Origin of the sequence: Brucella sp. (assembly GCF_032066345.1) — a bacterium.
Classification (GTDB): domain Bacteria; phylum Pseudomonadota; class Alphaproteobacteria; order Rhizobiales; family Rhizobiaceae; genus Brucella; species Brucella pseudogrignonensis.
In genome coordinates this window covers 322,623-349,013 of sequence record NZ_DAMBKZ010000003.1, presented here as the reverse complement: position 1 = coordinate 349,013, position 26,391 = coordinate 322,623, and the positions used below count along the sequence as shown (strand labels likewise).

Here is a 26,391-nt window from a genome sequence, read left to right as displayed (position 1 = left end):
CGCTCAAGCGGCTGTTGAATAACGATTGATTGCTTCAGGCAAACCAAACCGCGCCCGCAGCGTGGTGCCCTCGCCGTTGTGAACAAGCTTGCGAGCCTGCAATGCGGGCAGCAGTTCTTTGAGAACGAAATCGCTTTGCGATTGCGGATCAGACAAGAGCAACCTTATGCCCGAAGCACCCCATGCTTGGTTCTCGATAACGGCATCAATCGTTTCCTGAACACTTAGCTTGTCAGAAAGCGCGATATCGGCGACGACAAACGGCGCCGCGCGATCATGCACGGATACGCCAGCAGCCCTGATAAGCTGCTCATCCGCTGTAACAAAAACCACATCCGCATTACGGGCTACATTAAGCTCATCAAGGTTTGAAAGTGTGGTGGCTACAATCGGCTGGCCCTGCGGTGGACGCGGGGTGATTGAAGGCCCAAGAACCCGGAAAATTTCGTTTTCAAAGTTGATGTAGTGCAGTTTGGATGCATCAAGAAAACGTTGCGTTTTCTTATCGCGAATAACTGCATCGTCTTCCCAGCTATCCCAAAGCCTGCGGATAACCTCGATTGCGTCTTGAGTGTCCGTTTTAAGCGCCTGTTGATCAAGTGAAGGATAACCATTCAACGCACCCAGCGCTTTGCTGGCTTCCAGATTGCGCGGTTTTGTGAGCTGCTGCACAAGCATTCCAGCACGCCCTTCGCTGACATAATCAAGCGTCGCAATGGCTGTTGAAACGTGAAAAGGTTCCAGAAAATTGACCGGCGCACCAGCGATGATACCAATATTGGTGAGACGCGGTGCAAGCCAGTTTGCCAGCAAGATGGCATCCAGCCCATCGCCGCCCTTGTCTGCGAACTCATCTTCCAGTGTCAGAAATGCAAATGCACCATCGAACGGTTTTGTCAGCTCGGTCCAGAACTGCCGCGATTGCTTGAGGCTCGTTTGAGGTGCGGTTGCGGCGCTGATACCCACGCCTAAGAGCAGGGTTTTAGACTGCGTCATGATTGTATTCCGATCGTCATTGAATGGATTGGATAACTAGCCAGCGCGAACGACGCTCAGCTCTGGCTTGCTTGCGCCCGAGGCAGGAAGAAGCCGCGCAAAGTCTGTGAGAATTTGCGCATAATCCTCGGCGTGAAATTCGTAAGGCAGCTCCAGCCGAAACTCGGAGACAAGCGGGAGAACAGGATCGGCTGCTAAAGTTTCCAGAATTTGCTCTGTCGTGCCCACAATATCGGGCAGAAACAAAGTGCGGCGCGGACCATGGGCGAAACCCGTTCGCTTGTCGCGTTCGGCGGCGAATTCCGCATAGCGACGGCGCGCATCGGGGCTTGCGCTGTCCGTGGGTAGGATCACCCGGCCAAGTGCGACACGCGGCGCACGCTCATGCACCCATTCCTGACGGAACCGTTCTATGAGAGCTTTTTGGGCTATCAGAAAATCGTCCGTGTTCTCACCGCTGACAATGTTTCCCGTCAGAAGATTAAACCCAGCCTGCCCCGCCCAACGTGCTGAATTCTGTGATCCACCGCCATACCACAGGCGGTCGGTCAGCCCTTTGGCAAAGGGTCTTAAACGCGGGATTTGCGCTCCAGCGGCATTGCCTGCTTCGGTCTCGCCCGAAAGTGGCTCTGACCGCAGGGCCTGTGCCAGTTTTTCTGCACGCGCATGACTGTAATCAGCGATGGGAGCAGCATCGACGAAATCTGCGATAAGATGCGCAAAAGGCGGCGCACCAACTGAAACGCCAACATTCAGCCTGCCGTTCGACAGCAGGTCCACAGTTGCAAGATCTTCGGCCAGCCGGAATGGGTTTTCATAACCAAGCTGGATGACCGCAGTGCCAAGACCGATGCGTTTTGTTCGCTGCGAAGCGGCAGCGAGGAAGGTAGCGGCAGATGAAATGCCGCGCTCCAGATGGCGCTGGCGCACCCATGCGCTGTCATATCCCAGTCGCTCTCCATGTTCGAAAAGCTGAAGTGTGTCCTCTAAACCCCGTGCGGGATCATTCTCGTGATGACTGCCGGGAATGAGAAAGGCGAAATGTTCGATATGTGAAAGGGGCATGGCTTGTTTCCCTTCTCACGCAGCGGTTTCGCGATAGCTTTGAAGCCGAGCAAGTATCTTTGCTTCCTGCACGGCCTTACGTTCCTGCACGCGCTGCGTTGCCTCTTCAAATGAGGCCGATGCGGGATAGAGCGGCGAGGAGATTTGCTGGCCTAGCTTGGTGCCGATGTGCTTTTCAAAAGGCAACGACCGATATTGCTGAACATCTAAAGAAGTGTCGAAGAGCGGGCGATAGCCGAGCGAAATGTAAAGCGCTGTGGCCTCAGGTTGACGAAAGCCCGTCGAGAGATAGGCCCGCGTGTAACCTAGTTCACCGGCACTTTCTTCAAGCGCCAAAACGATACGGCGCGCCAGTCCCTGCCTACGCAAATGCGATGCCGTCCAGATACGCTTGAGTTCGACGGTTTCATCGTCGTGGCTCATATAGGCACCCCCGGCAATGGTTTCCCCATCGCGCTGAAGCAGCAGGAAACCGCCAAGCGGCGCCGCAAATGCCTCTGTGGGATAGCGCAGAATTTCTGTGCGTGCGCCGCCCGGTCGGTCCAGATTCGCATAACGGCTGTCATATTCATGAACCAGACCGTCAATAAGCGGCTGTGCCGCCGGGTCCAAAAGAGAAGACTGGACAATAATATCAACCATAGAAAGCCTCCGCTGAAACAAATCCTGTCCGACTTGTGTTGAGTGGAAGCATAAAGCTGCCATCGAACAGTATCTCTCCTTAACGGTGCCTCTTTGCTCGCACGTTTGCACGGCATGAACGTTTAATGAGCGTGCAAATATTGGAAGATCGTTGCTCGATTAATATTCTACAAAAAACATAGATTATCTCCTCATTGAAGTTGTTGGTGAGGATCAAATGCCCTACGCGCTCAGTTTTCTCGATAAAAGTCCCATTCATGACGGCGAAGCAGCCCAGGCGGCGCTGACCCGCACGATAAAGCTTGCGCAGAAAGCAGAAGCCGCAGGCTTTCATCGTTTCTGGGTGGCAGAGCACCACAACTCACCGGGGCTTGCCAGTTCGTCACCAGAGGTACTGATCGGCTTTTTGTTGGCTCATACCCATCATATCCGGATTGGTTCGGGCGGTGTGATGCTGCAGCATTACAGCGCGTATAAAGTCGCTGAGAACTTCAATCTGCTTGCATCACTTACCCCGGGACGAGTCGATTTAGGCGTCGGAAAAGCGCCAGGTGGCTTGCCGCTGTCAACCCGCGCATTGCAAGGGGCTTATGACCCTGACCGAAAACCATCCTTTAAACAGCAACTTGCAGAGCTTGATGGCTTTCTCGATCATGGTTCAGAGAAATCAGATGATGAAAACGGCATTGCCGCCTATCCGGTTCCGCCGCAAAAACCTGAACGTTTCCTGCTGGGTGCGAGCGTCGAAAGTGCTGAACTTGCGGCGCAGATCGATTGGAACTTCGTCTATGCCGGACATATTCAGGGCGATCCGGCAGCGATCAAAGAAGCGGTCGAAGCCTATCGGACAATTACGAACCGCCCTGCCATTTTAGCGGTCAGCGTTATTGTTGCTGAGAGCGATGCCGAGGCGGAAAAACTGGCAGGCGATATTCGTCGCTTCCGTGTTGCGGTCGAGGGCCTGCAGCCGGTCAATGTCGGCAGTCACGAACAGGCGCTTGAATATGTGCGACAGGCCGGTGCCACACAATACAGCATCGAAGAGCGCACGCCTCGTGTGATCCGTGGCACAGCCTTGCATGTTCACAATGAACTTCAACGCCTGCACCGGGAGTTGGGCATCGCCGAGTTCGTTGTCGACTGTCCTGTTTCAGAAGGTAGCCATCGTCTCAAAACCATTGAGCTGCTCGCCAATAATCGCCCGGCAATCGCGGCATAAACTCTCCCAATTTCCCGACACTGGATATTCAACGTGGTAACAAGACGAGCTTTCCTGGCTGGCGCCAGCGCCCTTACTCTGATCATCGCTGCTGGAGCCGAAATCACTTCGGCCAAAGCAAATGCTGAACCCGTCAGCGGTGGTTCTCTCACATGGGGTGTGGAGACAGAGCCAAGCACACTTAACCCCCATTTGAACGGTCAGGCCAAAGCCAAGCTCATCTTGCGCAACAGCTATGAATCCCTTTTGGCCCGCACACCGGAGGGCGGTTATGTGCCGTGGCTCGCCAAGAGCTATGAAGTTTCTGACGACGGCAAAACCTACACGTTTAAACTACGCGACGGCGTGAAGTTTTCAGATGGTGAGAAATTCGATGCAGCGGCTGTTGCTCTCAACTTTAGCAAACTCAAAGAACCTACTTATTCAGGAAGCATCAGCGCAGGCCATGTCGCGCGTGTCAGTGAAGTAACGGCCGTTGATCCACTAACTGTCGTTATAAAACTCGACCGCGTTTACGCACCTTTTCTGGATGGTGCGGCAGGCATTGAACTGATCTCGCCCAAAGCATTCGAGTCTACACAGCTGAAGGCTGGTGGAACAGAAGTCGCAGGAACCGGCCCCTTTGTTATCGACCGTTATATCAAGGGTCAGGAAATCCGCTTCGTTAAAAACCCGGATTATAATTGGCCGCCCCAAAATGCCGCGCATCAAGGGCCGGCCTATCTCGATGATGTGACCTATCGTTTCCTGCCTGAATCCTCAGTGCGTATCGGCGCACTTACTTCCGGGCAGATTGATGCCGCAGAAGGTATCTCCGGCAACGATGCGCAACTTTTCAAAGATAATCAGGAATTTAGCTACCAAACTTCAATCAACACCGGAACGCCTTATACGCTCTATCTCAACATCACCCGCGAACCCACTTCCGACGTCAATGTCCGTAAAGCAGTGCTGGCTGCCGTCGATGTCGAACGCATTATTCAGTCGGTTTATCGCGGTGAACGCGAACGTGCTTGGGGCATTCTTACGCCCGCTGACACAGACTTTTACGACAAGTCGATTGAAGGCACTTACGGGTTTAATCCAGAACTTGCCAATAAGCTTCTCGATGACGCGGGTTGGACGGAACGCGATGCCGACGGCTTCCGCACCAAAGACGGCAAACGTCTGACAATCGAGGTTGTGCAGTCACAATCCACCGTGCGCGACCAGCGGGATATTCTGTTACAGGCGGTACAGGCACAGGCGCGGCAAAATGCGGGCATCGATATTGCGCTGCAATATGTCGATGCGGGCACCTATTCCAGCCGTCAGAAAGACGGCGAATACGGCATCATTCCAAACTCGACCACGACGCAAGAAAACGGCGTCACCATCTATTTCCATTATCTGCCACGCGATAAGGGCGGCTCGATCAACTATAGCCGAACAGAAGACCCCAAAGTCTCCCAATGGCTGGATCAGGGCGCTTCCACGCTCGATCCCCAAAAGCGCTTTGAGACTTACGCAGAATTGCAACGTTTTGCGCTGCTCGAACAGGCCTATGGCCTGCCGCTCTACGTGCCTGCCGATCAAATCGTCGCATCATCCCGCGTTCAAGGCATTGGTTTCCGCCCTTTCAAGCGGCTTCCGGAAAACGCCTACGACATCTGGCTTCAAGATTAATTTCATCCTTCTTACGAGAGACCGATACATGCTTAATCGCCGATATTTTCTAACACTCGGAACCGCAGTTTTCGCAGCGGTCGCACTGCCAAAAATCGCATTCGCGGAAGATGCCAAACCCGTTGAAGGTGGCAAGCTGGTCTGGGGCGTTGAAACCCAGCCTGCAACGCTCAATCCGCAACTCAATGGTCAGGACAAAACCAAACTTCTGCTGCGCAATGCTTATGAATCGCTGCTCGCACGCACCGCTGACGGCGGTTATGTATCTTGGCTTGCGAAAGATCATAAGATTTCGGACGACGGTAAAACCTACACATTCACGCTACGCGATGATGTGAAGTTTACGGACGGCGAAAAATTCAATGCGGAAGCGGTCGTAGCCAACATTACGGCGCTCAAAGACCCGGCCTATTCCGGCAGCACAAGCACCGGGCCAGTGTCGCGCATTGCAGAAGCGAAAGCGCTTGACGAAAACACCGTCACTTTCACGCTCAAAGGCATTTACGCGCCATTTCTTGATTATATTGCCAGCCTGGAAATTCTCTCGCCCGCGGCATTCAAATCAGACGAAATCAAATCCGGCGGACCTCAGATTGCAGGAACCGGTCCTTTCATTTTGAAGCGCTATGCCAAAGGACAGGAACTCAACTTCGCAAAAAACCCGGATTACAACTGGGCACCAGCAAATGCTGCTCATCAGGGTCCAGCCTATCTGGATGAAGTGACCTACCGTTTCCTGGGCGAGTCCTCGGTCAGAACCGGCGCCCTTACGTCTGGTCAGGTTGATGTCATTGAAGGTGTTTCCGGCAATGATGCGGCCTTGTTCAAGGACAATCCTGATTTCACCTATCAGACGGCCTTGAATACCGGCACACCTTATTCGCTTTTCCTCAATGTCGAATGGGGGCCAACGCAGGAGCTGAATGTTCGCAAAGCGCTGGTTGCAGCCATTGATGTCGATGCCGTTCTCAAGTCTGTCTATCGCGGGGAACGCACCCGCGCATGGGGCATCACTTCGCCTATTGATCCGCAGTTCTACGATAAAAGCATCGAAGGAAAGTACGGTGCCAATCCAGAGCTTGCCAACAAGCTTCTTGATGAAGCGGGCTGGACCGAACGCAATGCGGAAGGCTTCCGCACCAAGGATGGCAAGCCGCTGACCATCGAAGTTATTCAGGCACAGGCAACAGTGCGTGACCAGCGCGACGTTCTCTTGCAGGCTTTGCAGGCGCAGGCACGTCAGAGTGCGGGCATTGATCTCAAAATCGTTTATGTGGATGCCGGAACCTACACAGATCGCCGAAAGACCGGCGAATTTGGTTCGATTGCCAATTCCAACACGCCAACCGACGCTATCGATATCGAGCTGCATTACCTGCCACTCGATAAGGGCGGTTACATCAATTACAGCCGCGCTTCAGCACCTGAATTAGCGCAATGGCTGAATGAAGCCGCCTCAACGCTCGATCAGACCAAACGGTTTGAGCTTTATAGCAAGCTGCAAAACTTCGCCATTTTGGATCAGGCCTATGCCTTGCCGCTGTACGAGCCTGAAGATCAGGTTGCAGCTGCAAGCTATGTCAAAGGCATCAGCTTCCGCCCATTCAAGCAACTTCCTGAAAGCGCTTACGACATCTGGCGCAGCGAATAAACACGCCGTCCTGCGGACTTCGGCACAGAGGAGCTACAGATCATGGATGCTGAAAATACCACGACCATCGGTCGCGCACCCGCAAGCTGGTTGCCCCGGCGTTTCGGAGTTCCGCGGAACAGCCTTACGGGACAAATCACCCTGCGCATAAGCTCAGGCCTGCTGGTTCTTTGGGCGGCAATCACCCTGAGCTTCATCAGCGTCCATTTGGCACCCGGCGACATCGTCAGCATTCTGATTGGCGAGCAGTTACGCACGCCTGAAGTTGAAGCTGCCATTCGCGCAGAATGGGGTCTGGATGATCCCATTTTCATGCAATACCTGTCCTATCTCGGACGTATTCTGCATGGCGATTTTGGCCGTTCCTATTATCTGCAGACAGACGTTTCACAGCTGTTGTTTTCGCAGATGTGGCCGACGCTAAAGCTCGCGGGTGCCGCGCTCTTTGTGGCAATCGTCTTTGCTGTGGGCAGCGCTGTTTTGACAGCCGGTAAAAAGCTGCCGCGTTCAATTGCTGCGGGCACAGAACTTGTGCTGATTTCAACGCCATCCTTCTGGCTTGGCATCGTTCTGCTCTTCGTCTTCTCCTTCACACTCAAGCTGTTTCCGGTGTCGGGGGACAGGAATTTCGCAGCACTCGTTCTTCCAGCTCTATCGCTTGGTTTGTCTTTAGGCGCGGTGATTGGACAGGTTTTGCGCGAAGGTCTGGAACGCGCACTGGAAGAACCCTTTGCGCTGACTGTGCGCAGTTGGGGGACCAGCAATCTTGTGCTGCGTTTGAGACATGGTTTGCGCCATGCATCGCTGCCCGCAGTGACACTGACCGGCTGGCTGATTGGTGGACTTCTTTCAGGCGCTGTTATTACCGAAGCCGTGTTCGGACGTCCCGGTCTTGGCCGCATTACCGTTGATGCAGTGCTTTATCACGACCTGCCGGTGGTGCTGGCTGTCGCTATTTTCTCGGCGTTTATCTATGTGGTGATGAGCACCATCGTTGATGTGCTCTATCTACTGATTGATCCGCGCCTGAGAACCGAAGGCCGGAGATAGATCATGAGTGTCACCCCCGCACTTGAAACGCACTCGACGGCAAAACCGGCTGGTACAAGCTTACGTAATCTGGCCCGATTGGTCCTTTCGCGCCCGGCACTTGCATTGCCATCATTCTTTTTAACGCTCATTGCCGTTGCAACGCTCTGGCCGGGTTTACTTACAACAGCCGATCCGTTGCTGGCCGATCCGCTACAAGCACAATTGCCGCCTTCAGCAGAACATTGGTTTGGCACCGATCATTTGGGCCGCGACGTGTTTTCACGCGTGGTTCACGGTGCGCGCTATTCGGTACTGATCGGCTTTAGTGCTGTGGCTATCGGTGCTATCGCTGGCTCCATTCTAGGGCTGCTGGCTGGACTATCGCGCGGCCTGATTGATGAAGCAATTTCCCGTTTTCTTGACGTGGTGTCTTCGTTTCCCGATCTTCTGCTGGCGCTGGTGTTCATCTCGTTTACGGGTCCGGGCACCGTCAATCTGATCTTTGCGCTTGGGGTTGCCATCATTCCGCGTTTCGCCCGCGTTGTGCGCGCGCAGACCTTTGTTATTGCGCAAAGCGGTTATGTCGAGCAGGCGAAAACATTTGGGCTGAAGCGTCATATCCTCGTGTTGCGGCACGTATTGCCCCACGCCATTGCGCAGGTACCAATCCTTGCAACAATCGGGCTTGGCACAGCAATCATTAGTGCTGCGGGCTTGAGCTTTCTTGGCATGGGACCGCAGCCGCCAGCTCCCGAATGGGGCGCGATGCTCTCAGAAGCGCGCAATTATCTGCGTGTTGCATGGTGGATTGGCGTCTGGCCCGGTCTGGCCATCACACTCACCGTTATCTCCATCAGCATTCTCGGACGGCGCTGGCAACTTGCCTTTGAAGGCCGGAGGCAGTCATGACAACGCCCCTTGTTGAAATCCGCAATCTATCCATCAGCTTTCAACGCGATGACCAGTTGGTCAAAGTCGTCGAAGGCATCAATTTGACCATTCACCCCGGTGAGACGGTAGCGCTTGTTGGAGAGTCCGGTTCGGGCAAGTCAGTGACCGCACGAGCACTGATCGGACTTTCAGGCCCAAGCGCTATCGTCAAGGCTGACCTTTTCGAGATCGATGGTCTGAGTGTCCTTGATTACCGCGATAAGGAGTGGCGCGGTCTTCGTGGCAACAAGATCGGTTTTGTCCTGCAGGATGCGCTGGTTTCGCTCGATCCGCTACGTCGTATCTCGCAACAGCTTTCCGATGCCTTCGGCGTCAAGGGCTTCTTCCGAAGGCCGGATGTCACGGATCGCAGCAAGGCATTGCTGCGCTCGGTCGGCATTCCCGACCCTGATCGCAGATTGCTGCAATATCCACATCAGCTTTCCGGCGGTTTGCGGCAACGCGCACTGATCGCAACAGCGGTTGCCCGTTCTCCGTCACTGCTCATCGCCGACGAACCGACCACAGCGCTTGACGCGACAGTTCAGAAGCAAATCCTCGATCTTCTCGCCGAGCGTCGCCGGGCGGGACACACACTTCTGTTGATTAGCCATGATCTTGCTGTTGTCTCACGGCTGGCCGATCGCGTTCTGGTCATGCACAATGGCCGCATCGTTGAGGAAGGCTCGACTAACCAGATCCTCAATGCGCCGAAGGAAGCCTATACGCGACATTTGCTTGAAGCCGTACCGTCGGCCGGATCGCGCGGCTACCGGCTATCGCCAGCACAGTCGCACCAACCGCAAGTCAGGGTGGCCCTACCAGCAAAGCGTATCGATGAGAGCACCAATGTTCTGGAAGCCAAAGGGTTGTTCAAACATTATGGCAAAGCCAACACGCCTTTGGCCGTCAATGATGTCTCATTCTCGTTGAAAGCTGGCGAAGCGCTCGGCATTGTTGGGGAATCCGGCTCCGGCAAAACCACTGTCGCAAAGATTGTGCTTGGCCTTACAGAACCCGATCAGGGTTCTGTACATATTGATGGCAGGCTCTGGAGCAATCTGCGTGAGGAGCAACGCCGCGAACAACGTGCGCATATGCAATTGATTGCGCAGGATGCGCTCAGTTCGTTCGATCCGCGTTACACGGTTGAAAAGATCGTCGGTGAAAGCCTTGATTCCGTTCATATCTATGGTGATGAACGCCGCAAGCGCGTGGTGGAAGTGCTGGATGCCGTGCGTCTGGGGGCGCAGTTTCTCAAGCGCTATCCCCGTGAATTGTCGGGCGGCCAGCGCCAGCGTGTCGCCATCGCGCGTGCCTTTGCACCGCGCCCAAAATTGCTGGTCGCCGACGAGCCTGTAAGCGCGCTTGATGTATCGGTGCAGGCTCAGGTGCTAGACCTTTTGGCCGAGCTACAAGCAGCTTCAGGCACATCGCTTTTGTTCATTTCCCACGACCTTGGTGTCGTCCATCATCTGACAGACCGCGTTCTGGTGATGAAGGACGGTCGCATCGTTGAAAGCGGCGCTGTTGAACGCGTCTTTTCCCAACCACAGCACAATTACACACGCGCCCTGCTGGATGCCGTTCCAACGATAAGCGCGGCATAAAACACGAGGATACTTCCATGACCAGAACACGTACCCGCCGCTTGAAAACCCTGTTCGGTGCCAGCAACGTTGTTTCCGCGGACAATGACCAGGACAAGACCTTTGGGTTCAAACGCGCGATAGAGTTGGCAAAGAAGGCTGAAGCCGAGAAAATCACCGGTCTTTTTACTGCCGACCTCCTGCAACTTGACCCGGCGGGTCTTGCAGGCACCACCGGCACGCAAGACCCGGTTATCGCGCTTGCAGCGCTGGCACATGCCACATCGCATATCGGGCTTATTGCGACCGTCTCAACAACATTTTTGCATCCTTATAATCTCGCACGCCAGATCGGAACGCTGGATCATTTGAGCGGTGGCAGAACGGGCTGGAATGCCGTGACCTCTTCGGTCGGCGAAGAGAATTTCGGCGGCGATCTGCCAAGTCCGGAAGAGCGCTATGAACGTGCTGCGGAATTTATCGAGATCGTCAACGCGCTCTATGATGCAAATGAACGTGATGCGATCACCCGCAAAGCGTCGGGTAATATCTCTGTCCACCCGGAAAAATTTCACCCCATCAACTATCGTGGCAAGCATTTCAGCGTAGAAGGGCCACTGAATGTGCCACCTCTGCCGCAGGGTCGTCCGGTTCAGTTTCAGGCGGGGCAGTCCGATGCGGGCATCACCGTTGGCGCCCGCTATGCTGAAGTCGTCTATACGTCGCAGCCGAAGCTCGAAGATGCTGTGGCCTTTGCCACCGAGCTGCGCCGCAGAGCAGCACAGTTTGGCCGAGCCAACAATCTGCCATTCATCATGAACTCGCTTCATTCGCTGATTGGCTCATCGGAAGCCGATGTTGCTCGCCGTCTGAAAGACAAGCATGAGGCAATCGATTATGATCAGGGACGTGTCAAACTTGCAGATATGCTCGGCGGCCATATTGATCTGAGCGATCTGCCGCTCGACAAGTCTCTACCGGAAAACCTGCTGCCGGAAGTCACCAGCATTAACCGCCGCCGGGGCCGTGTTGAAGTCTTCCGCCGCTATGCGCGTGAAGGTCTGACCCTGCGTCAGTTGATTATTGAGGCACAGGAAACCGGTCACTGGTCGATTGCGGGTACGCCGGAACAACTTGTTGATGCGATTGAAGAACGCTTCAATACGGGTGCTGTTGACGTTCTAACACTGCACGGCATTGGCAATCCCGATCAGGAAGATTTGCTTCTAAATGGTCTGATCCCGGAGCTTCGACGCCGGTCGTTGATTGATACGGATTATATCGGTTCTGACTTCCGCGCCAATCTGGAACTGCCAGCTTTATCCGTTGCAACACCATCTCAGGCCCGGAGCGCCTGATATGGCAAAGCGTGAGGGTTTTCTGCGTTTTGGCTTGTTCGTCTATCCGGTCGGCCACCATATTGCGGCATGGCGGCACCCGGATGCTGTTGCAAATGCTGGCATTAATTTCGACTATTACCGCAACGTTGCCTCGCTGGCAGAAGCAGCCAAATTCGATCTGCTTTTTCTTGCCGATGGTGCAGGAACTCGCGGCGACAATCTCGAAATTCTGAGCCGCACAGCGCACAGCTATGTAGCACAGTTTGAGCCGCTCACGCTTTTATCTGCACTCTCGGCTGTCACCAGCCATATCGGTCTTGTTGCAACGGCCTCATCAAGCTTCAATGAGCCGTTTCACATTGCGCGAAAATTTGCCTCGCTTGATCATTTAAGTGGTGGTCGTGCAGGCTATAATCTCGTGACCTCGGCCAGCGACTTTGAGGCGCGCAATTTCAATCTCGACCGTCATTATGAACATGCCGACCGTTATGAACGGGCGGAAGAATTTGCCGATGTCGTCACGGGGCTATGGAACAGCTGGGAAGATGATGCCTTTCTTTATGACAAGGAGCAGGCACGGTTTTTCGACCCTAACAAGCGGCATGTGCTTGATCACAAAGGCAAGCACTTCTCAGTTCAGGGACCGTTGAATGTGCCGCGTTCCCCGCAAGGGCATCCGGTGACCGTGCAGGCCGGTTCATCGGCGGCTGGAAGGGAACTGGCAGCAAAAAGTGCAGATGTTGTTTTCACGGCACAGCAGACTGTTGAGGAAGCTTCAGCCTTCTACAAAGATGTCAAACAGCGTGCAGCGCACTATGGCCGTGATGCCGACGATATCAAAATCATGCCGGGCATTTTTCCGGTTGTTGGTCGCACGAGGCAGGAGGCTCAGGATAAGTTCGATCAGCTCCAGAACCTCATTCACCCGTCTGTGGGGCTCAATATTCTGTCTTCGGGTTGGTCCGGCCCCGACCTTTCGCAGTTCAATCTCGACGGTCCCGTGCCGGAGTTACCGGAAACTCAAGGCAGCAAAAGCAGACAAGAGCTTCTGTTTGAATTGGCGCGGCGCGAAAATCTGACCATTCGAGAACTTTATCTACGGGTTGCGGGCGCGCGTGGTCATTTGCAAATCGTCGGCACGGCGACGGACGTGGCTGACGCGCTCGAAGAGCGTTTTGAAACCTATGGCGCGGATGGCTTCAATGTGATGCCGCCTATCTTCCCGGCAGGTCTGGAAGACTTTGCCGAGCTGGTGTTGCCGGAGCTTCGTCGCCGCGGGCTTGCCCGCAGCGATTATGATGGTCCGACATTGCGGGACAATCTCGGTTTGAAAATACCGATCCATCCCGCGACATCGGTTCAGAGTTCAGACAGCTTAGCTGCCATCAAAAAAGCGGTTTGAAGGGCGTGGGAGGCCGAGGTGTTCACGCAGTGTGCTGCCCTCGTAATCGGTGCGGAAGATACCACGGCGCTGTAGCTCAGGCACCAGTCTTTCCGCCACATCATCAAGGCCTTGCGGAAGGAAGGGGAATACAACTGTGAAGCCGTCACTGGCATCCTCTTCCAGCCATTTCTGCATTTCATCGGCAACGCTTTCGACGGTTCCGACGAAAGCAAGACCCGAATAGCCGCCGTAACGCTGGGCGAGCTGACGGACAGTCAGCTTTTCCTCTTCGGCCAGTTTAAGCACCTGCGCCCTGCCCGACTTGCTTGCATTGGTTTCAGGAATTTGAGGCAAATAGTCGTCTGGATCAAAGCCTGATACATCATGACCAAGAGCAATCGATAGCGATGCGATACCGCTATCATAGTGAACAAGACTATCGAGCTTCGCACGCTTCTGCTTGGCTTCCTCAAGGCTATCGCCAAGGACGATAAAGGCTGCAGGCAATATCTTCAACGACGATGGCGCGCGACCGGCTGCGGCCAACCGTGATTTCAAATCAGCATAAAGCTTTTTTGATTCAACAATGTCTCGCGGCGCACAAAACACCACTTCAGCGGTTTCTGCCGCTAGCTGGCGACCCGGCTCTGATTGACCAGCCTGAACAATTACCGGCCATCCTTGTACGGGACGCGCTATATTGAGTGGTCCACGCACATTGAAATCATCGCCATGGTGATCCAGAACATGCATCTTGGATGGATCAAAGAAGATGCCGCTTTCCTGATCCCGGATGAATGCATCATCCGCAAAGCTGTCCCAAAGTCCCGTTACAACATCATAGAACTCGCGCGCACGCTTGTAACGTTCGCCATGCTCGACATGCTCGTCCTTGCCGAAATTAAGCGCTGAATCGGGATTGGACGTCGTGACGATGTTCCACGCTGCGCGCCCCTGGCTAATATGGTCAAGCGAGGCAAAACGTCTGGCAATATGGTAAGGCTCGTCAAATGTGGTGGAAGCAGTCGCCGCCAGTCCGATCTTGTCAGTCACCGCAGCCAGAGCTGACAGCAGCGTGAATGGTTCAAACGACGTAACCGTATGACTGCGCTTCAGTGCCTCGACCGGCATGTTGAGGACAGCAAGATGATCCGCCATGAAAAATGCGTCGAATTTCGCCGCTTCAAGTTTCTGGGCGAAAGCCTTCAGATGCTCGAAATTGAAATTCGCGTCGGCATAGGCACCGGGATATCGCCAAGCACCAGTATGCAGGCTTACAGGGCGCATAAACGCCGTAAGATGAAGAGACTTGTTCAATTGATTGTTCCTGAGGCTATTGCGAAATGAGGTGGGCGCTTCTCGATGAGCGTTTGTCAGATCGGTGATTTTACGACTACGTACTCATTGAGCTAAGAAATATGATTGCGCAGCCTGCGCCACTCAAGGAATTTGCGCTTCATATTTCCGTGATTCACGGATCATCGTGCTAAGCGCCCGTCACAGAGCAATGTTAGACTCCATCCCAATATCTTGCGTTGGCTTTATTGGGTTTTATCGACAAACCCAACATGGCATATTTTCAAAATGGAACCGGCTTCAGCGTTTTGACGTTGAAGATATCGATCCGATCAGCCTTGGGATAATCAGATTACCCCTTTCGGCGCGGAGGAAAATAACCAAGGGAGGTCAGAAAGATGAAAGCACGCACGGCAAGTGTTGGTGATCTGGAAAGCGTTTTTCACGACCTTTCAGAGCGAATGGCAGCAGAATATATCGCGGCCGGGAAAGACGTAAGATCAGCTTATGATAACCTTACCATGAACCTGCGCGAAGGACGCGCACATGCACTGATTGAAGACGACAAGGTCGTGGCGATCATTGCCTGGCAAGAGGCGGATGATGGAACAGATACCCTGTTTGCAGCGAAGGAAGATTTCTTCAATGCGCGATCCGTCCGCTTTTGCCGGAAGCACATAAAGCAAATTCAGGCGCTTTCCGGCGACCGTCCGATACATTCCAGAAGCTGGCTTGACCGTCCTGATGTCGTTAAATGGTTTCGGATCATTGGTTATCGGGAGATCGATGGCGAGCAAGGTTCCAAGCTCTTTGAGCTTGGTGCCCCAGCTGGAAACAGCCTCTCCAGCCAGTAAAATTAAGCGGCGCCGCGCCTGTCGAGCGCGGCGCGATCTACCGCAAGCCTTCAGCAATTATATCAATCGTTGCTCTCACGCGTGACGCGAGAACACGCCCGCCCGGCCATATGATATGGATCGGCAACGAAGGCGTTCTGATATCCGGCAAAACCTGAACCAATGCGCCGGACAAGAGCTTGTCTTCGACCAGCCAGCGGGGTACCTGAACAAGCCCCAAGCCAGCAATACCCGCATCGACGATCATATCAAAAGCAGCAAAGCTATGGTTCGCGCGGATATCGCATCGAACCTTTTCCCCATGCTCGTTTACAACGACCCATGGTTCATTCCGCCCACCACGAAACTGCGTGACGCAGAAATGCTCTTGAACGTCACTCTGTTTCAAAGGCTTACCATAGTCCGATATGTAAGAGGGGGATGCACAAATGATGATGTCCTGCTGACCCACGCGTTTAGAAATCAGATCCGTACTATCGGGCAGATCACCGATCCGCACCGCAAGGTCGTACCCCTCTTCGATGAGGTTCACGACGCGGTTTTCAAATGACACTTCAAAATGCAGCTGTGGATGGGCTTGTGCGAGCTGCATCAACAAAGGTGCCACGCATTTCCGGCCAAACAAATCCGGCAGATTAATCCGCACCCGTCCTGACGGAACAGCTATGCGGGAAGAAAGTGCAGTTTCTGCATTCGCAAGCTCTTCAAGCGCCCGACGGCAACTTTCAAGATAAACGCGCCCCTCGTCGGTCAGGCTTAGACTGCGGGTCGTGCGATGAAACAACCGCACACCGAGACGATCTTCAAGCCGAGCAACAGACTTGCTGACCGCAGATTGCGACAGGCCCAATACGGTTGATGCAGCCGCGAAGCTGCCCGATTGCTCAGCCTGAACAAATGCTCTGATACCGTTGAACCGTTCGTTTGAAATCATCTGTCGATAATATTTGTCGTGATTGAATATAAATAATGCCAGAAGTGCGAAATTTTCTCCATGATAAATTGCCTTTCACACAATTTCAGAGCTGTGAAGGATGAGCAATGTCAGAAGCACTGCAAGGTAAGACAATCGTCGTGATTGGTGGAAGTACCGGGATCGGGTTTGCCGTTGCAAAGAAGGCGGTAGAAGCCGGCGGCAAGGTCTTTATAGGCGCACGCGATCCTGCAAGACTTGAACTGGCTGCTATAACTCTGGGAGAGAGAACAACCGCACTGGAAGTCGACACCTCCGACATTCAATCTCTCGCGACATTTTTCAGAGCAATCGGCGCTTTCGATCATCTGTTCGTCCCGGCGGCCACTTACACTGTGGTCGGCCTCGACAGCGACGACATAGAGGCAATTGAAAGCCCGTTTCGTTCAAAGTTCTGGGGCCAATACTGGGCTGTGAAACACGCTGTTCCGCATCTCAACAAGGCTGGTTCGATCACCTTGATGGCGGGTGCAGCCAGCGCAAGACCAATCAAGGGTGGCGCAGTTTATGCAGCTTGCAACAGTGCAATCGAAGGGCTCGGTCGCGGGTTGGCGATTGATCTGGCACCCATCCGGGTGAACACGATTTCACCCGGTACAATCGACGGCCATCTTTGGCAAAATCGTCCGCGGGAAATACGCGAAATGGCCTATGAACACTATCGTCAAAATTCGCTTGTCGGCAGACCAGGCACTGAATCCGAGATTGCCGATACCGTACTTTACCTGATGGGAAACAGGTTTGTGACCGGATCGAACCTTTATCCGGATGGTGGATACGCGCTTCGCTGACAGCCGATATAGCAACTGGCTGCATTATCTGAAGTTTCTAATGCAGCCATTTGAATTTAATAGGTTTCTCCGCGAAGATGGCTCGCCAAAAAGCCGAGATTATCTTGTCCCCAATAAGTCTCAGTATCGTAAATATAGGTCGGAAAACCAAACACACCCTTGTCGACGGCACGTTCGCGATCCGATTTCCATTTGGCCTGAACGTCGTGATCATTCTCGCGCCCAACCAGATACTGACCGTTGAAACCGGCTTCATCCGCAACCGCACTGCGGACTTCCGGCTTGCCAATATCCTTAGCCTCAGACCAAAACGCATGTTGAAGTACGCGTGTCAGCTGTAGCCAGTTTTGACCTTCAAGGTAAGCCGCAATCACACTGAATGAAGCAGGTGTGGGATCACTCAGAGCCGGGCGATCATCAATGAAAAGCGGTTTGCCGCGAAACTTGGCCCAGCGCTTGAGATCCTGCGTGCCATAAGCGCGACGGACTTCCGGACGATTGCGCGAAAAGATGCCGCCATTTTCCTCGATGACGGTCGCAAGATATGGCTTGATTTCGACCACATGCCGCTCTGCCAGTTCCTCGAGCGTATCAAGCCCGAGATATGACCAGGGCGAGCCGATGGAAAAGAAATAATCAACCGATTTTGGCACGTTTTATCCTTTTATATGTGAGTGCATTCCGCAAAGTCGGAGCCGGTTTTCGGGATGCGCGTAGAAATGTTATTTGAACTTCGGCAATCCGGGCGGGTTGGTCTCCGATTGTTTGAGAGCCTCTTCCTCCAGATGCCAGCGGTCGAGAATGCGGGCATAGTCTCCGCTTGAGATCAGGCTGTTGGTGGCAATGGTAAGTGCATCGGCAAGTCCGCTGCCTTTGCGCGTTGTAATCGCCACATCCGAGCGATCCGGCCAACCCGCACTCAGCGTGCCAACGCGTTTGATATTCTTGTCGCGGGAGGCGATGAACACGAGCTGCGCGTGGGGCTGCACGATTACATCAGCCCGACCGGATTGCAGAGCCAGAAGGCTGGCAGCTTCGTCATCGTAATATTGCAGTTCCAGCGGTTTCAGCCCCGCCTTCTCATTCTCTTCGCTCCACTTGACCAGAATGCGCTCCTGATTGGTCCCGGCACCCACGATAATGCGAAGGCCTGCCGCATCCTTTGGTTCCTTGATGGAGGTAACGCCACTATCGGCCTTTACGAAGAAGCCATGCAGGCCTTGCCGGTAGGTCGAAAAGTCGAACTTTTCCTTGCGCTCTTCCGTTACGCCAACATTGGATATCACAGCATCATATTTGCCTGATGCGAGACCCAGCGGCCAATCGATCCATGCAACCGGAATACTTTCAAGTTCGAGCCCAAGGCTTTCCGCAATCGCAGACGCATAGTCTGCATCCGCACCCACAACAGTCTTGGCATCTGTGGCATAGGCCGCCAGCGGCGGACCACCTGGCGCAACGGCAACAGTCAGCTTGCCCGGCGTGACGAATTTGAAATCTGCGGGGATGGCCGCAATTGCCTTGGCATCTTTCTGCACATGAATGCGACCAGCCTGCTCGGGTGATAAATCAAAATCATCCTCCGAAAAGGCCGGCAGGGATGAAGCGCTTACCAACGCCCATGCAGCAACTAACAGAGCACCTGCTCTCATGAACCGTTCTCCATTTGTGTAAACTAAAGCGGGCTGGCATATGCGTCCCCTCATGTGCCAGCCCAGCCCCTCACGAACCGCTTTTCGGCAGGCCCTGTGGATTTGTCTTGGCTTCGGTGATGGCTTCTGGTCCGAGGCTCCAGGTATCAAGAACCTTGGTATAGGCACCGCTTGCAATCAGATCGTTGAGAACATTGGTCAGTGGAGCTGCAAGCCCACTGTCCTTGCGCGTTGTGACCGCAATCTCAGCGGTGATCGGCCAGCCGCCACTGACCGTGCCAACCAGCTTGGTCTTGCCATTGATGCCAGCGGAATAGGCCTGCGTCGCATTCACGCTGAACACCGCATCGGCACGACCACTTTGAATGGCGAGATCCTTGACCGCGTCATCGTCGTAATATTGCACCTCAATCGGTTTCAGACCGGCTGCAACATTCTGACGATCCCATTCCAAAAGCACCTTTTCCTGATTGGTGCCTGCATCGGTGATGATCTTGAGACCTTCAATGTCCTTGGGCTGTTTCAGCTCCTTGATCGCGCTGTCAGCCTTGACGTAAAAGCCAAGCTCATCCTTGCGATAGGTGGAGAAATCGAACTTCTCCTTCCGCTCTTCCGTCACGGTGACATTGGAAATCACGGCGTCGAATTTGCCCGAAGCAAGCCCAAGAGGCCAATCGGCCCAAGCAACCGAAACCAGTTCCAGATCGCGCCCGAGACTATCGGCAATGATCTGTGCCAGATCGACATCGTAGCCGATGACGGTCTTGGAATCTGATGCATAGTCGTGCAGCGGCAGATGCCCGCTGGTGCTGATGCCGATGGTCAGAACACCGTCTTTGACGAATTTGAAGTCCTTGACCTCATCGATACGCTTATCGATTTTTTCAACTCGCAAACGGTTTGGCTGTTCTGGACTGAGATCAAATCTGCCCTCACTCCATGCAGCATTGGTCATCAGCAAAGCCCCTGAAATCAGGCCTGCAGTGAAGTATCCCGCTTTTCTGATATAAGTCATATTCCCATCTCCTTGAGTGTAAAACTCTGTGTAATGACCTGATTTCTTTAGATTTCACCCTGTTACGAGCGGATCTTACGATCCGCTTTTCGGCAATCCGGCAGGGTTGGTTTTGGCCTCATCAACGGCTTCTGAACTCAGGCTCCAACGCTCAAGCACCTGATGATATTTGCCGTTCTTGATGAGTTCATTGAGCGAGAGCGTCAGCGTATCGGCCAGACCGCTGCCCTTGCGTGTGGTGATTGCCACCTCGGCCGTCTGCGGCCAGCCGCCGCTTACTGTGCCGACAAGCTTGGTTTTGCCGTGCTGCGATGCAGCATAGGCCTGCACTGCATTGACGCTGAAAACCGCATCCGCACGACCGGAATCAATAGCTAGGCTCTTGACGGCATCATCGTCGTAATACTGAATTTCTACAGGCTTCAGGCCCGCTTCAACATTCTGCTTATCCCATTGCACAAGGATGTTTTCCTGATTTGTGCCTGGATCGGTGATGATTTTGAGACCCGCAATGTCCTTCGGCTCTTTCAGCGACGTGATCGGACTGTCGGCCTTCACATAAAAGCCAAGCTCATCCTTGCGATACGTTGAAAAGTCGAACTTTTCCTTGCGCTCTTCGGTTACGGTCACATTTGAAATAACCGCATCGAACTTGCCAGATTGGAGCGAAAGCGGCCAATCCGCCCAGGCGATTGGCACCAGCACAAGCTCACGACCCAATGTATCGGAAACCAGCTGAATAAGATCGGGATCGAAAGCCACGACAGTCTTTGCATCCGTTGCATAAGTGCTGATCGGAGGCACCCAGGGATTAATGCCGACGACGAACTTGCCGTCCTGCACAAACTTGAAATCCTTGGGAACGGCATTGACGACGGCTTCGCTCTTTTCCGTGCGCAGACGGTTTGGCTGCTCCGGGCTAAAATCAAGCTCTGCGGAAAAGGCTGGCGCGCTGAACAGCGTTGCTGCTGCCAGAAAGCTGCCCAATATTGCGTTCTTGTAGTTGACCGATTTCATTGAATGACTCCTGAGAATAATCTGAATTTTGGACAAACAATCCCTGTCGACTGCCCCGTCAGGGCAATCGTAAGTGTCGGGAGTTGTGGTTTGGATCCTGAGCGCATCCCGAAAAGTGAGAACCCGTTTTCGGAATGCGCTTAACAAAGCGGGTGTTCTGGCGTCAGAGGACTTTTGCGAGAAACTCCCGGGTTCGGGGATGTGTTGCCGCATTGAACAGCTGCTCTGGCCTGCCGGTTTCGAGGATACGGCCCTCTTCCATGAACACCACCGTATCCGCCACTTCACGGGCAAAGCCGATCTCATGGGTTACGATGACAAGCGTGGTGCCAGAGCGTGCAAGCTCCTTGATCACATCCAGCACTTCACCAACCAGTTCCGGGTCGAGCGCCGAGGTCGGTTCGTCGAACAGGATGACTTTTGGATTGAGTGCCAGAGTGCGGGCGATGGCGACACGCTGTTGCTGACCGCCGGAAAGCTGGCGCGGATAAGCATTGATTTTTTCGCTGAGACCAACGCGGGCAAGCAGGCGTTTTGCAATCACGGTCGCGGCATCGCGGCTCAACCCACGGACAATCATCGGTGCTTCGATGATGTTTTCCAGCACGGTCAGATGCGGGAAGAGATTGAAGTTCTGAAACACCATGCCGACATCGACGCGCTTTTTCAGAATGTCTTTTTCTTTCAACTCGTAGAGGGTGTTGCCGCTCTGGCGATAGCCCAGCAGTTCGTCATCAATCGAGATGAAGCCGTCATCCACGCGCTCCAGATGATTGATGGATCGCAGCAATGTCGACTTGCCCGAACCCGATGGGCCGAGGATTGCAGTCACACTACCGGGCTTGATGTGCAGGCTGACATTGTCGAGAACGAGATTGTTGCCGAAGCTCTTCGATACCCCGTGAATATCCACCGCACCGCGTCGCGTGCCGGTGAACCCGCTGACAGCAAGTGTTTCGGTAATCCGCGAATCCTGTTCGCTCGATGCAACATTCTCCGCTTTGCTCGATACGGGACTTTTTGCTGGAACGAAACGAGCGAAAAGGCGTGTCAGAATGGCTGGCGGCGGATTGCGCAATGCACCGCGCGAGAAATGGCGTTCGATGTAATATTGCGCGATCGACAGCACCGTCATGATGATCAGATACCAGACGGTTGCGACCATAAGCAGGGGAATGACTTCGAGGTTGCGGCGGTAGATGACCTGCACCGTATAGAAGAGTTCCGGCAGCGCGAGCACGTAGACCATCGATGTGCCTTTAGCGAGGCCGATGATTTCGTTGAAGCCCGTTGGAAGGATCGTACGCATGGCCTGCGGAAGCACGATGCGGAAGGCTTGTCTGCGTCGTGGCAAGCCGAGAGCGGCGGCAGCTTCGAGCTGCCCCTGATCGACAGACAGAATGCCGCCACGGATGATTTCGGACGAGAACGCAGCCTGATTGAGACTCAAGCCCAGAAGAGCGGCAGCGAACGGACTGAGGATCTGAACGGTTGGATATTCGGCAAAAGTGATATCCGTGTAAGGAACACCAAGCCTAACAGTTTCATATAGATAGCCGAGATTGTTCAGAACAAGAAGCAGGACGATCAGTGGAATGGATCGCAGCAGCCAGATATAGGCCCAGGAAAGACCGGATAGTAGCGGCGAGCGTGAAACGCGAGCAAGCGCGAGCGCGGTTCCCAGCGCAAATCCCAGTACTGTTGCAAGTGCTGTCAGCCACAGCGTTCGCATCAAACCGACAAGAACGGGCTCTGACAAAAACCATTCTGCAAAGACCGGCCAGCCCCATTTAGGGTTGGTCATGACCGATTGCAGCACGGCGATAATCAGGCCTGCGGCCAGGATCGTGCCAACGACGCGGGCCGGATAACGTGCCGGAACGATGCGATAATGTTTGAAATCGCCGGGACTTACGCGAGAGCCTGCCTCCCTGTCCGTACCCGCAAAATCTGTAGCAATAGCCATGATCAACGCTGCTCCGAATTGCCATTTAACTTATGACTCACTGCAGACGTGTCTGTCATGGAAGTCACTCGACCTGAGTTTCGGAGATGAGGCGTCGAGTTTCAAAACAAATAAGTCTATTTAAACAGGCTACAGTGGATGTTTTTTCTACAACACCCACCCTGACGCCACGGCATTTACTTAGCCAAATACCGCCTGCTTTGCAGTCGTATCGGAAGAGTTAAAATCAACTTGTCTGATGTTTTCGATATTCTTCTCGAAAGGCAAAGTCCCGTAAATTTCCGGGTCTGTCGAGACATCAAAAAGCGCTGTGTATCCGTTTCTTAAGTACAGCTCTTTGGCTTCTGGCTGCCGAAAACCAGTGGTCAGATAAACGCGCTTGTAACCCTGACGGTGTGCCTGCACTTCCAGCTCTTCAAGCACCTTTTTAGCAAGACCTTGCCGTCGCAGATCGCTATGCGTCCAGATGCGCTTGAATTCGGCTGTCACATCGTCATAGCGCATGAATGCACCGCCACCGACTGTCTGGCCATCACGGAGCAACAGCAGGAAATTGCCGTGCGGAGGCGCGAAGGCTTCCGGCGGATATTTGTTCATTTCGGCTGCTGCACCCTCTTCATTGAAATAGGTGCCGTAGCGCGTGTCATACTCGATTGTCAGTGCCTCGATCAGCGGCACTGCACGAATATCGGTCGTTGAAGTGTAGAGAAATTCATCCGCCATGATGGCCATCCATGTTGAAGAAATCGTGCAATCTCAGATCAGCGAGGCTTCGGTCAGCCGAACCCAAAACAGCGCGGCTGGAAGCAGGATTTCATCGTTGAAATTATAATTGGGGTTATGCAGGCCCGCGCTGTCGCCATTGCCGACGAAGAAATACGTTCCCGGCTTCTGTTCAAGCATGAAGGCAAAGTCCTCGCTTGCCGTGCGCGGACGGAAATCTTCGATAACTGTGCCGGTGGGGAAAGTGCTGAGCGCGACCTGTCGCGCAAATTCCGTCTCGGCTTTTGCGTTGATCAAAGCAGGAAAGCCCCACTGATAATTGACATCAGCAACAGCACCAAAGCTTTCGGCCTGTGAACGCGCGACGGCTTCAATCCGCCGCCGCAACTCTTCGCGTACAGCTTGCGAGAACGAGCGGATGGTAATGCCAAGATCGACATGCGCCGGAATGACATTCAACGCATCGCCGCCATGAATGGAGGCCACCGTCACCACACCCATGTCAAGCGGATCGAGATTGCGCGCGACCACCGTTTGCAAGGCCAGAACAATGGATGAAGCAACCACAACAGGATCGACCGATTTGTGTGGTTCGGCACCATGACCGCCACGTCCATTCACGCGAATTCTTGCCCGGTCTACCGATGCCATTGCCGGGCCGGTGACAAAGCCGAACTTTCCTGCAGGGACACCAGGCCAGTTATGCAGCCCATAAACGGCGTCACACGGAAAGCGCTCAAAGAGGCCGTCTTCGATCATGCGTCGGGCGCCGGCCCCGATCTCCTCAGCCGGCTGGAAAATGAGATGCACCGTGCCGGAAAAGCGACCGGATTGGGCGAGATAGCGGGCCGCAGCCAGCAAAACGGTCGTATGTCCATCATGGCCACAGGCGTGCATCACACCGGAATTTCTGCTTGCGTAATCAAGGCCAGTTGCCTCAGTAATCGGCAGGGCGTCCATATCCGCCCTGATGCCGATGGTCTTGTTCGAGTTGCCACGCTTCAATGTGCCAACCACGCCAGAACCGCCAACACCGGTTGTAACGTCATAGCCCCATTGCTTCAGATAATCTGCCACCAGAGCAGACGTCCGGGTTTCCTTGAAAGCCAGTTCCGGATGGGTATGAATGTCGCGACGCAAAGCGATAAACTCATCGATAAACGAGGCAAGACCTGCCTCGATTTCCAGTTTACGGTTTACGTCTGGCGACCGCTGAATATTCATGCCGCACCCTTTCGGTGACTTCCGGCATCATTGTTTTCAACGGGCTTCGCATAACGGCTCTGCGGATGCTCAAGCCCGAGATTTCCGCGCAGCGTATCGTGTTTCAAGCTGCCTTCATGATATCCGCGCTCTTCCAGAATTGGCAGAACATGCGCAATGAAATCATCCAGCCCTTCGGCAATTACCGGGAATCCAAGGATGAAACCGTCGGCAGCCTTCTGCTCTTTCCAGAGAATGATTTCGTCGGCAATCTTCTCTGCCGTGCCGATGAAAGACGTGCGTGGTGTGGCCACATTCAGCGCCACTTCACGCAGACTGAGCTTGTTAGCAACCGCGTCCCGCTTGATGCGGTCGGTTGTCGAACGGAAGCTGTTCTTGCCGACGTCACCAAGTTCAGGGAAAGGCTCATCGAGATCATAGGCGGTGAAATCATGGTGGTCGAAGAAACGTCCGAGATAGGACAGCGCTTCGTTGATGCTTACGAGATTGCGGATCGCCTGATATTTCTCTTCGGCTTCAGCTTCGGTTCGTCCAACGATGGGGCCGATGCCCGGATAAATGCCGACATCGTCCTGCGAACGCCCATGGGCAACCGCACTTGCTTTGATCTGCGAATAAAATGTTTGGCTATCCTTGATGGTAACCGCATTGGTGAAGACGGCGTCGGCATGTTTGCCCGCAAGTCCGACACCTGCTTCGGAAGCACCGGCCTGAAAGATAACAGGCTGGCCCTGAGGTGAGCGCTGGATATTGAGCGGCCCTTCAACCGAGAAGAAGCGCCCCTTGTGATCGAGCCGATGAAAGCCTTCCGGCTTGTAAAACTGTCCGCTCTCACGATCGCGAACGAAGGCGTCTTCATCCCATGAATCCCAAAGACCTTTGGTCACTTCCAGATATTCATCGGCGATTTCATAACGCAGAGCGTGCTCGGGATGTGGCTTGCCATAGTTGCGGCCTGACCCTTCAAGCGGCGATGTCACCACATTCCAGCCCGCACGCCCGCCTGAGATGAGATCAAGCGATGCGAACTGTCGTGCAACCGTAAACGGATCACTATAGGACGTCGAAACCGTGCCTGCGAGGCCAATGCGCTTCGTGTTCGCTGCGAGCGCCGAAAGGACAGTCAAAGGCTCAAAGCGATTGAGAAAATGCGGAATGGAAATCTCGTTGATATAGAGCCCGTCTGCGATGAAGGCGAAGCTGATGCCTGCCTCTTCAGACTTGCGTGCCGCATCAATGAAAAACTGGAGGTTCACGCTGGCATCTGCCGGCCCGGATGGATGTTTCCAGGCATTCATATGTCCGCCTGCACCCTGCAGCATCACACCGAATCTAATCTGCTTGGAACTCATTTGAGGTACTCCCTA

Annotated in this window: 23 protein-coding genes; 10 read left to right on the top strand and 13 right to left on the bottom strand. The window is 54.0% G+C overall.

Annotated elements, in window-relative coordinates; all coding sequences use genetic code 11:
- Window positions 1-3: 3 nt before the first annotated feature.
- From RT142_RS06405 to RT142_RS06395, 3 genes are read right to left on the bottom strand one after another with little or no spacing between them, the layout of a single operon-like run.
- Window positions 4-996 (bottom strand): LLM class flavin-dependent oxidoreductase, encoded by a 993-nt coding sequence (locus RT142_RS06405; protein WP_313028000.1) that lies wholly within the window; start codon window positions 994-996, stop codon window positions 4-6.
- A gap of 36 nt (window positions 997-1,032) precedes the next feature.
- Entirely contained in the window at window positions 1,033-2,061 is a 1,029-nt protein-coding gene (locus RT142_RS06400) for an LLM class flavin-dependent oxidoreductase (protein ID WP_113159157.1), read from the bottom strand.
- Between the two features lie 15 nt (window positions 2,062-2,076).
- Complete coding sequence (locus tag RT142_RS06395) at window positions 2,077-2,703, bottom strand: GNAT family N-acetyltransferase (protein ID WP_079213876.1); 627 nt, start codon at window positions 2,701-2,703, stop codon at window positions 2,077-2,079.
- Window positions 2,704-2,920: 217 nt separating this feature from the next.
- Here RT142_RS06395 and RT142_RS06390 point away from each other — a divergent pair, with 217 nt between their 5' ends.
- The 8 genes from RT142_RS06390 to RT142_RS06355 are packed head-to-tail and all read left to right on the top strand — an operon-like array spanning window position 2,921 to window position 13,531.
- A complete protein-coding gene (locus RT142_RS06390; protein WP_313027997.1) occupies window positions 2,921-3,922 on the top strand; it encodes an LLM class flavin-dependent oxidoreductase in 1,002 nt (333 codons plus the stop codon).
- A 33-nt stretch (window positions 3,923-3,955) separates the two neighbouring features.
- Window positions 3,956-5,587: an ABC transporter substrate-binding protein gene (locus tag RT142_RS06385; RefSeq protein WP_313027996.1), complete on the top strand. Its 1,632-nt coding sequence runs from the start codon at window positions 3,956-3,958 to the stop codon at window positions 5,585-5,587.
- A 28-nt stretch (window positions 5,588-5,615) separates the two neighbouring features.
- Entirely contained in the window at window positions 5,616-7,238 is a 1,623-nt protein-coding gene (locus RT142_RS06380; RefSeq protein WP_313027995.1) for an ABC transporter substrate-binding protein, read from the top strand.
- 42 nt (window positions 7,239-7,280) lie between these two features.
- Window positions 7,281-8,288, top strand: coding sequence for an ABC transporter permease (locus RT142_RS06375; protein WP_007878999.1), 1,008 nt, complete (start codon window positions 7,281-7,283; stop codon window positions 8,286-8,288).
- 3 nt (window positions 8,289-8,291) lie between these two features.
- Window positions 8,292-9,179 (top strand): ABC transporter permease, encoded by an 888-nt coding sequence (locus RT142_RS06370; RefSeq protein ID WP_313027993.1) that lies wholly within the window; start codon window positions 8,292-8,294, stop codon window positions 9,177-9,179.
- Window positions 9,176-10,810 carry an ABC transporter ATP-binding protein gene (locus RT142_RS06365; RefSeq protein WP_313027992.1) on the top strand — a complete coding sequence of 545 codons (1,635 nt, stop codon included), beginning with the start codon at window positions 9,176-9,178 and terminating at the stop codon, window positions 10,808-10,810. The genes RT142_RS06370 and RT142_RS06365 overlap by 4 nt, the downstream gene beginning before the upstream one ends.
- A 17-nt stretch (window positions 10,811-10,827) precedes the next feature.
- The gene (locus RT142_RS06360) at window positions 10,828-12,147 is read left to right on the top strand and encodes an NtaA/DmoA family FMN-dependent monooxygenase (protein ID WP_112812836.1); all 1,320 of its coding nucleotides are present in this window, start codon (window positions 10,828-10,830) and stop codon (window positions 12,145-12,147) included.
- A 1-nt stretch (window position 12,148) separates the two neighbouring features.
- Window positions 12,149-13,531 carry an LLM class flavin-dependent oxidoreductase gene (locus RT142_RS06355; protein ID WP_313027990.1) on the top strand — a complete coding sequence of 461 codons (1,383 nt, stop codon included), beginning with the start codon at window positions 12,149-12,151 and terminating at the stop codon, window positions 13,529-13,531.
- Here RT142_RS06355 and RT142_RS06350 read toward each other — a convergent pair.
- Window positions 13,505-14,800 (bottom strand): LLM class flavin-dependent oxidoreductase, encoded by a 1,296-nt coding sequence (locus RT142_RS06350; protein WP_313028024.1) that lies wholly within the window; start codon window positions 14,798-14,800, stop codon window positions 13,505-13,507. The genes RT142_RS06355 and RT142_RS06350 overlap by 27 nt on opposite strands.
- Window positions 14,801-15,207: 407 nt before the next feature.
- Between RT142_RS06350 and RT142_RS06345 the strand changes: the two genes are divergently transcribed.
- Window positions 15,208-15,663, top strand: a complete 456-nt coding sequence (locus tag RT142_RS06345; protein WP_007878990.1) for a hypothetical protein — start codon at window positions 15,208-15,210, stop codon at window positions 15,661-15,663.
- Window positions 15,664-15,700: 37 nt separating this feature from the next.
- On the opposite strand, the gene RT142_RS06340 is transcribed toward RT142_RS06345, so the two are convergent.
- Complete coding sequence (locus tag RT142_RS06340) at window positions 15,701-16,597, bottom strand: LysR family transcriptional regulator (protein ID WP_313027987.1); 897 nt, start codon at window positions 16,595-16,597, stop codon at window positions 15,701-15,703.
- Window positions 16,598-16,704: 107 nt separating this feature from the next.
- Here RT142_RS06340 and RT142_RS06335 point away from each other — a divergent pair, with 107 nt between their 5' ends.
- Window positions 16,705-17,427 (top strand): SDR family oxidoreductase, encoded by a 723-nt coding sequence (locus RT142_RS06335; protein WP_313027986.1) that lies wholly within the window; start codon window positions 16,705-16,707, stop codon window positions 17,425-17,427.
- A gap of 56 nt (window positions 17,428-17,483) precedes the next feature.
- On the opposite strand, the gene RT142_RS06330 is transcribed toward RT142_RS06335, so the two are convergent.
- From RT142_RS06330 to RT142_RS06295, 8 genes are all read right to left on the bottom strand, one after another.
- Window positions 17,484-18,080, bottom strand: a complete 597-nt coding sequence (locus tag RT142_RS06330) for a 2-hydroxychromene-2-carboxylate isomerase (protein ID WP_313027984.1) — start codon at window positions 18,078-18,080, stop codon at window positions 17,484-17,486.
- A 69-nt stretch (window positions 18,081-18,149) separates the two neighbouring features.
- A complete protein-coding gene (locus RT142_RS06325) occupies window positions 18,150-19,079 on the bottom strand; it encodes an ABC transporter substrate-binding protein (protein ID WP_313027982.1) in 930 nt (309 codons plus the stop codon).
- A gap of 70 nt (window positions 19,080-19,149) precedes the next feature.
- The gene (locus RT142_RS06320; protein WP_409558570.1) at window positions 19,150-20,034 is read right to left on the bottom strand and encodes an ABC transporter substrate-binding protein; all 885 of its coding nucleotides are present in this window, start codon (window positions 20,032-20,034) and stop codon (window positions 19,150-19,152) included.
- A gap of 135 nt (window positions 20,035-20,169) precedes the next feature.
- A complete protein-coding gene (locus RT142_RS06315; protein WP_007878984.1) occupies window positions 20,170-21,111 on the bottom strand; it encodes an ABC transporter substrate-binding protein in 942 nt (313 codons plus the stop codon).
- Window positions 21,112-21,274: 163 nt separating this feature from the next.
- Window positions 21,275-23,077 (bottom strand): amino acid ABC transporter permease/ATP-binding protein, encoded by a 1,803-nt coding sequence (locus RT142_RS06310; protein ID WP_112805966.1) that lies wholly within the window; start codon window positions 23,075-23,077, stop codon window positions 21,275-21,277.
- A 180-nt stretch (window positions 23,078-23,257) separates the two neighbouring features.
- Window positions 23,258-23,809, bottom strand: coding sequence for a GNAT family N-acetyltransferase (locus RT142_RS06305; protein ID WP_313027978.1), 552 nt, complete (start codon window positions 23,807-23,809; stop codon window positions 23,258-23,260).
- Window positions 23,810-23,833: 24 nt separating this feature from the next.
- Window positions 23,834-25,024, bottom strand: a complete 1,191-nt coding sequence (locus RT142_RS06300) for a M20 aminoacylase family protein (protein WP_112805962.1) — start codon at window positions 25,022-25,024, stop codon at window positions 23,834-23,836.
- Window positions 25,021-26,376: an LLM class flavin-dependent oxidoreductase gene (locus tag RT142_RS06295; protein WP_112805960.1), complete on the bottom strand. Its 1,356-nt coding sequence runs from the start codon at window positions 26,374-26,376 to the stop codon at window positions 25,021-25,023. The genes RT142_RS06300 and RT142_RS06295 overlap by 4 nt, the downstream gene beginning before the upstream one ends.
- Window positions 26,377-26,391: the final 15 nt, after the last annotated feature.

Excerpts from the sequence above, each read along its gene's own strand:
- RT142_RS06355 (WP_313027990.1), top strand. The coding sequence starts at position 12,149 with ATGGCAAAGCGTGAGGGTTTTCTGCGTTTTGGCTTGTTCGTCTATCCG.
- RT142_RS06340 (WP_313027987.1), bottom strand. The coding sequence starts at position 16,597 with ATGATTTCAAACGAACGGTTCAACGGTATCAGAGCATTTGTTCAGGCT.
- RT142_RS06375 (WP_007878999.1), top strand. The coding sequence starts at position 7,281 with ATGGATGCTGAAAATACCACGACCATCGGTCGCGCACCCGCAAGCTGG.
- RT142_RS06395 (WP_079213876.1), bottom strand. The coding sequence starts at position 2,703 with ATGGTTGATATTATTGTCCAGTCTTCTCTTTTGGACCCGGCGGCACAG.
- RT142_RS06315 (WP_007878984.1), bottom strand. The coding sequence starts at position 21,111 with ATGAAATCGGTCAACTACAAGAACGCAATATTGGGCAGCTTTCTGGCA.
- RT142_RS06310 (WP_112805966.1), bottom strand. The coding sequence starts at position 23,077 with ATGGCTATTGCTACAGATTTTGCGGGTACGGACAGGGAGGCAGGCTCT.
- RT142_RS06380 (WP_313027995.1), top strand. The coding sequence starts at position 5,616 with ATGCTTAATCGCCGATATTTTCTAACACTCGGAACCGCAGTTTTCGCA.
- RT142_RS06320 (WP_409558570.1), bottom strand. The coding sequence starts at position 20,034 with ATGACCAATGCTGCATGGAGTGAGGGCAGATTTGATCTCAGTCCAGAA.
- RT142_RS06350 (WP_313028024.1), bottom strand. The coding sequence starts at position 14,800 with ATGCGCCCTGTAAGCCTGCATACTGGTGCTTGGCGATATCCCGGTGCC.
- RT142_RS06335 (WP_313027986.1), top strand. The coding sequence starts at position 16,705 with ATGTCAGAAGCACTGCAAGGTAAGACAATCGTCGTGATTGGTGGAAGT.
- RT142_RS06295 (WP_112805960.1), bottom strand. The coding sequence starts at position 26,376 with ATGAGTTCCAAGCAGATTAGATTCGGTGTGATGCTGCAGGGTGCAGGC.
- RT142_RS06345 (WP_007878990.1), top strand. The coding sequence starts at position 15,208 with ATGAAAGCACGCACGGCAAGTGTTGGTGATCTGGAAAGCGTTTTTCAC.
- RT142_RS06325 (WP_313027982.1), bottom strand. The coding sequence starts at position 19,079 with ATGAGAGCAGGTGCTCTGTTAGTTGCTGCATGGGCGTTGGTAAGCGCT.
- RT142_RS06300 (WP_112805962.1), bottom strand. The coding sequence starts at position 25,024 with ATGAATATTCAGCGGTCGCCAGACGTAAACCGTAAACTGGAAATCGAG.
- RT142_RS06390 (WP_313027997.1), top strand. The coding sequence starts at position 2,921 with ATGCCCTACGCGCTCAGTTTTCTCGATAAAAGTCCCATTCATGACGGC.
- RT142_RS06365 (WP_313027992.1), top strand. The coding sequence starts at position 9,176 with ATGACAACGCCCCTTGTTGAAATCCGCAATCTATCCATCAGCTTTCAA.
- RT142_RS06360 (WP_112812836.1), top strand. The coding sequence starts at position 10,828 with ATGACCAGAACACGTACCCGCCGCTTGAAAACCCTGTTCGGTGCCAGC.
- RT142_RS06305 (WP_313027978.1), bottom strand. The coding sequence starts at position 23,809 with ATGGCCATCATGGCGGATGAATTTCTCTACACTTCAACGACCGATATT.
- RT142_RS06370 (WP_313027993.1), top strand. The coding sequence starts at position 8,292 with ATGAGTGTCACCCCCGCACTTGAAACGCACTCGACGGCAAAACCGGCT.
- RT142_RS06405 (WP_313028000.1), bottom strand. The coding sequence starts at position 996 with ATGACGCAGTCTAAAACCCTGCTCTTAGGCGTGGGTATCAGCGCCGCA.
- RT142_RS06400 (WP_113159157.1), bottom strand. The coding sequence starts at position 2,061 with ATGCCCCTTTCACATATCGAACATTTCGCCTTTCTCATTCCCGGCAGT.